Source organism: Pseudomonas sp. REST10, assembly GCF_029542605.1.
Classification (GTDB): Bacteria; Pseudomonadota; Gammaproteobacteria; order Pseudomonadales; family Pseudomonadaceae; genus Aquipseudomonas; species Aquipseudomonas khazarica.
Genome location: NZ_CP035677.1, coordinates 5,066,504 through 5,072,108, shown reverse-complemented (window position 1 = coordinate 5,072,108; position 5,605 = coordinate 5,066,504). Strand labels below are relative to the sequence as shown.

2 tRNA genes, 3 rRNA genes and 1 pseudogene are annotated in these 5,605 nt (G+C 51.9%); 1 reads left to right on the top strand and 5 read right to left on the bottom strand.

Going from position 1 to position 5,605, the window contains the following annotated elements:
* Nucleotides 1-66 precede the first annotated feature (66 nt).
* From rrf to EWH21_RS23950, 5 genes are all read right to left on the bottom strand, one after another.
* Nucleotides 67-182: ribosomal RNA gene (gene rrf, locus EWH21_RS23970) — 5S ribosomal RNA — on the bottom strand.
* Between the two features lie 138 nt (nucleotides 183-320).
* Nucleotides 321-3,213: ribosomal RNA gene (locus EWH21_RS23965) — 23S ribosomal RNA — on the bottom strand.
* 245 nt (nucleotides 3,214-3,458) lie between these two features.
* Nucleotides 3,459-3,534, bottom strand: a tRNA-Ala gene (locus EWH21_RS23960).
* A gap of 20 nt (nucleotides 3,535-3,554) precedes the next feature.
* Nucleotides 3,555-3,631 (bottom strand) — tRNA-Ile (locus EWH21_RS23955).
* Nucleotides 3,632-3,719: 88 nt separating this feature from the next.
* Nucleotides 3,720-5,256, bottom strand: a 16S ribosomal RNA gene (locus EWH21_RS23950).
* Together the 16S, 23S and 5S rRNA genes with 2 tRNA genes alongside form the textbook arrangement of a ribosomal RNA operon.
* A gap of 133 nt (nucleotides 5,257-5,389) precedes the next feature.
* Here EWH21_RS23950 and EWH21_RS23945 point away from each other — a divergent pair.
* Nucleotides 5,390-5,605, top strand: a pseudogene (locus EWH21_RS23945) (hypothetical protein); the annotation flags it as partial.

Sequence of the window (5,605 nt, the reverse complement as noted above, 5' to 3'; positions counted from 1 at the left end):
CCCGACTTTCTGCCGCGCAAAGAAGAAACCCCAGACCTCGTTAGAGATCTGGGGTTTCGTATAGGAGCTTGACGATGACCTACTCTCACATGGTGAAGCACCACACTACCATCGGCGATGCGTCGTTTCACTACTGAGTTCGGGATGGGATCAGGTGGTTCCAACGCTCTATGGTCGTCAAGCAATTCGGTTGGGATCTCGCGGTGAGGCGCGATCCCTTGGATACGTGATAGAGGCTTGTAGCTCTCGCAAATTTTCGGCTTTCTGTCGACTTCACCATCGACACCCTCTGCTGTCAGAGCAGATTGTTTGGGTGTTATATGGTCAAGCCTCACGGGCAATTAGTACAGGTTAGCTCAACGCCTCACAGCGCTTACACACCCTGCCTATCAACGTCGTAGTCTTCGACGGCCCTTTAGGGGAATCAAGTTCCCAGTGAGATCTCATCTTGAGGCAAGTTTCCCGCTTAGATGCTTTCAGCGGTTATCTTTTCCGAACATAGCTACCCGGCAATGCCACTGGCGTGACAACCGGAACACCAGAGGTTCGTCCAACCCGGTCCTCTCGTACTAAGGTCAGCCCCTCTCAAATCTCAAACGTCCACGGCAGATAGGGACCGAACTGTCTCACGACGTTCTAAACCCAGCTCGCGTACCACTTTAAATGGCGAACAGCCATACCCTTGGGACCGGCTTCAGCCCCAGGATGTGATGAGCCGACATCGAGGTGCCAAACACCGCCGTCGATATGAACTCTTGGGCGGTATCAGCCTGTTATCCCCGGAGTACCTTTTATCCGTTGAGCGATGGCCCTTCCATACAGAACCACCGGATCACTAAGACCTACTTTCGTACCTGCTCGACGTGTCTGTCTCGCAGTCAAGCGCGCTTTTGCCTTTATACTCTACGACCGATTTCCGACCGGTCTGAGCGCACCTTCGTACTCCTCCGTTACTCTTTGGGAGGAGACCGCCCCAGTCAAACTACCCACCATACACTGTCCTCGATCCGGATAACGGACCAGAGTTAGAACCTCAAGGTTGCCAGGGTGGTATTTCAAGGATGGCTCCATGAGAACTGGCGTCCCCACTTCAAAGCCTCCCACCTATCCTACACAAGCAAGCTCAAAGTCCAGTGCAAAGCTATAGTAAAGGTTCACGGGGTCTTTCCGTCTAGCCGCGGATACACTGCATCTTCACAGCGATTTCAATTTCACTGAGTCTCGGGTGGAGACAGCGCCGCCATCGTTACGCCATTCGTGCAGGTCGGAACTTACCCGACAAGGAATTTCGCTACCTTAGGACCGTTATAGTTACGGCCGCCGTTTACCGGGGCTTCGATCAAGAGCTTCGCTTGCGCTAACCCCATCAATTAACCTTCCGGCACCGGGCAGGCGTCACACCCTATACGTCCACTTTCGTGTTTGCAGAGTGCTGTGTTTTTAATAAACAGTCGCAGCGGCCTGGTATCTTCGACCGGCATGGGCTTACGTAGTAAATACTTCACCCTCACCGGCGCACCTTCTCCCGAAGTTACGGTGCCATTTTGCCTAGTTCCTTCACCCGAGTTCTCTCAAGCGCCTTGGTATTCTCTACCTAACCACCTGTGTCGGTTTGGGGTACGGTTCCTAGTTACCTGAAGCTTAGAAGCTTTTCCTGGAAGCATGGCATCAACCACTTCGCATTCTAAAAGAACGCTCGTCATCAGCTCTCGGCCTTGATCTCCCGGATTTACCTAAGAAACCAGCCTACAACCTTAAACACGGACAACCAACGCCGTGCTGGCCTAGCCTTCTCCGTCCCTCCATCGCAGTAACTAGAAGTACGGGAATATTAACCCGTTTCCCATCGACTACGCATTTCTGCCTCGCCTTAGGGGCCGACTAACCCTGCGTCGATTAACGTTGCGCAGGAAACCTTGGTCTTTCGGCGTGCGAGTTTTTCACTCGCATTGTCGTTACTCATGTCAGCATTCGCACTTCTGATACCTCCAGCAAGCTTCTCAACTCACCTTCACAGGCTTACAGAACGCTCCTCTACCGCTCATCCAAAGGATGAACCCGTAGCTTCGGTGTATGGTTTGAGCCCCGTTACATCTTCCGCGCAGGCCGACTCGACTAGTGAGCTATTACGCTTTCTTTAAAGGATGGCTGCTTCTAAGCCAACCTCCTAGCTGTCTAAGCCTTCCCACATCGTTTCCCACTTAACCATAACTTTGGGACCTTAGCTGACGGTCTGGGTTGTTTCCCTTTTCACGACGGACGTTAGCACCCGCCGTGTGTCTCCCGTGCTGACACTTGCTGGTATTCGGAGTTTGCATCGGTTTGGTAAGTCGGGATGACCCCCTAGCCGAAACAGTGCTCTACCCCCAGCAGTGATACACGAGGCGCTACCTAAATAGCTTTCGAGGAGAACCAGCTATCTCCGAGCTTGATTAGCCTTTCACTCCGATCCACAGGTCATCCGCTAACTTTTCAACGGTAGTCGGTTCGGTCCTCCAGTCAGTGTTACCTAACCTTCAACCTGCCCATGGATAGATCGCCCGGTTTCGGGTCTATACCCAGCGACTAAAGCGCCCTATTAAGACTCGCTTTCGCTACGCCTCCCCTATTCGGTTAAGCTCGCCACTGAATATAAGTCGCTGACCCATTATACAAAAGGTACGCAGTCACCCAACAAAGTAGGCTCCCACTGCTTGTACGCATACGGTTTCAGGTTCTATTTCACTCCCCTCTCCGGGGTTCTTTTCGCCTTTCCCTCACGGTACTGGTTCACTATCGGTCAGTCAGTAGTATTTAGCCTTGGAGGATGGTCCCCCCATGTTCAGACAAGGTTTCTCGTGCCCCGTCCTACTCGATTTCATTGATAAGAGCGTTTCGTGTACGGGGCTATCACCCACTACGGCGGCACTTTCCAGAGCCTTCCACTACACTCAAATCAACTTAAGGGCTAGTCCCCGTTCGCTCGCCACTACTTAGGGAATCTCGGTTGATTTCTTTTCCTCAGGGTACTTAGATGTTTCAGTTCCCCTGGTTCGCCTCTTGCACCTATGGATTCAGTACAAGATACCCGGCTTATGCCGGGTGGGTTCCCCCATTCAGAGATCTCTGGATCACAGTCTGTTTGCCGACTCCCCAAAGCTTTTCGCAGGCTACCACGTCTTTCATCGCCTCTGACTGCCAAGGCATCCACCGTATGCGCTTCTTCACTTGACCATATAACCCCAAGCAATCTGGTTACTGTCTCAATCGTGAAGACGACATCGCCGAAAATTTGCGTCTTGAGAACTACAAATTTTGCCTTGATTAACAATGTGCAGTGAAACACATCGTTAGTCACTTCTATCACATATCCAAATTTTTAAAGAACGATTTGTACCGGTCAAAAGACCAGAAATCAGCACTCAACAGGTCATCACCTGAAGCGCTCATTTCTGAACTCTCTAACGATCATGCTGTAATGGTGGAGCCAAGCGGGATCGAACCGCTGACCTCCTGCGTGCAAAGCAGGCGCTCTCCCAGCTGAGCTATGGCCCCGTAAGCATCTGCACCTGAATTGGTAGGTCTGGGCAGATTTGAACTGCCGACCTCACCCTTATCAGGGGTGCGCTCTAACCAACTGAGCTACAGACCTATAACAGGGTCGCCGCGTTACAGCATCGTCTTCTACAGTGAATCAAGCAATTCGTGTGGGAGCTTATGAGAAAGCTGAAGTCTTCGATTAAGGAGGTGATCCAGCCGCAGGTTCCCCTACGGCTACCTTGTTACGACTTCACCCCAGTCATGAATCACTCCGTGGTAACCGTCCCCCCGAAGGTTAGACTAGCTACTTCTGGAGCAACCCACTCCCATGGTGTGACGGGCGGTGTGTACAAGGCCCGGGAACGTATTCACCGTGACATTCTGATTCACGATTACTAGCGATTCCGACTTCACGCAGTCGAGTTGCAGACTGCGATCCGGACTACGATCGGTTTTATGGGATTAGCTCCACCTCGCGGCTTGGCAACCCTTTGTACCGACCATTGTAGCACGTGTGTAGCCCTGGCCGTAAGGGCCATGATGACTTGACGTCATCCCCACCTTCCTCCGGTTTGTCACCGGCAGTCTCCTTAGAGTGCCCACCATAACGTGCTGGTAACTAAGGACAAGGGTTGCGCTCGTTACGGGACTTAACCCAACATCTCACGACACGAGCTGACGACAGCCATGCAGCACCTGTGTCTGAGTTCCCGAAGGCACCAATCCATCTCTGGAAAGTTCTCAGCATGTCAAGGCCAGGTAAGGTTCTTCGCGTTGCTTCGAATTAAACCACATGCTCCACCGCTTGTGCGGGCCCCCGTCAATTCATTTGAGTTTTAACCTTGCGGCCGTACTCCCCAGGCGGTCAACTTAATGCGTTAGCTGCGCCACTAAAATCTCAAGGATTCCAACGGCTAGTTGACATCGTTTACGGCGTGGACTACCAGGGTATCTAATCCTGTTTGCTCCCCACGCTTTCGCACCTCAGTGTCAGTATCAGTCCAGGTAGTCGCCTTCGCCACTGGTGTTCCTTCCTATATCTACGCATTTCACCGCTACACAGGAAATTCCACTACCCTCTACCGTACTCTAGCTCGCCAGTTTTGGATGCAGTTCCCAGGTTGAGCCCGGGGCTTTCACATCCAACTTAACGAACCACCTACGCGCGCTTTACGCCCAGTAATTCCGATTAACGCTTGCACCCTTCGTATTACCGCGGCTGCTGGCACGAAGTTAGCCGGTGCTTATTCTGTTGGTAACGTCAAAACCGCAGGATATTAGCCTACAGCCCTTCCTCCCAACTTAAAGTGCTTTACAATCCGAAGACCTTCTTCACACACGCGGCATGGCTGGATCAGGCTTTCGCCCATTGTCCAATATTCCCCACTGCTGCCTCCCGTAGGAGTCTGGACCGTGTCTCAGTTCCAGTGTGACTGATCATCCTCTCAGACCAGTTACGGATCGTCGCCTTGGTGAGCCATTACCTCACCAACTAGCTAATCCGACCTAGGCTCATCTGATAGCGCAAGGCCCGAAGGTCCCCTGCTTTCTCCCGTAGGACGTATGCGGTATTAGCGTTCCTTTCGGAACGTTATCCCCCACTACCAGGCAGATTCCTAGGCATTACTCACCCGTCCGCCGCTGAATCCAGGAGCAAGCTCCCTTCATCCGCTCGACTTGCATGTGTTAGGCCTGCCGCCAGCGTTCAATCTGAGCCATGATCAAACTCTTCAGTTCAATACTGCTTGGGTTTTGAGAAAACCCTAAACTTGGCTCAGCAATCGCAAATAAACTCTCGAATTCACGAGTGTTACTTGTGATGCTGATAATCAGTTGACTACCAGTCTTACCTCACAAGCACCCACACGAATTGCTTGATTCAGTTGTTAAAGAACAGTTGGTTAAGTCTTTCGCCTCAACCGAGGCCGCGCATTCTACAGCAGCCTTTGTTTCTGTCAAGCTGTTTTTCGAAGAATTTTTTCTTTCTACTCAACCACTTGCGCTTTCGATCAGAGCTTCTTCTCTCCAGCGGGAGGCGCATTCTACAGCGTTCAAAACCGCTGTCAACCACCTCTTTTCTACCGCT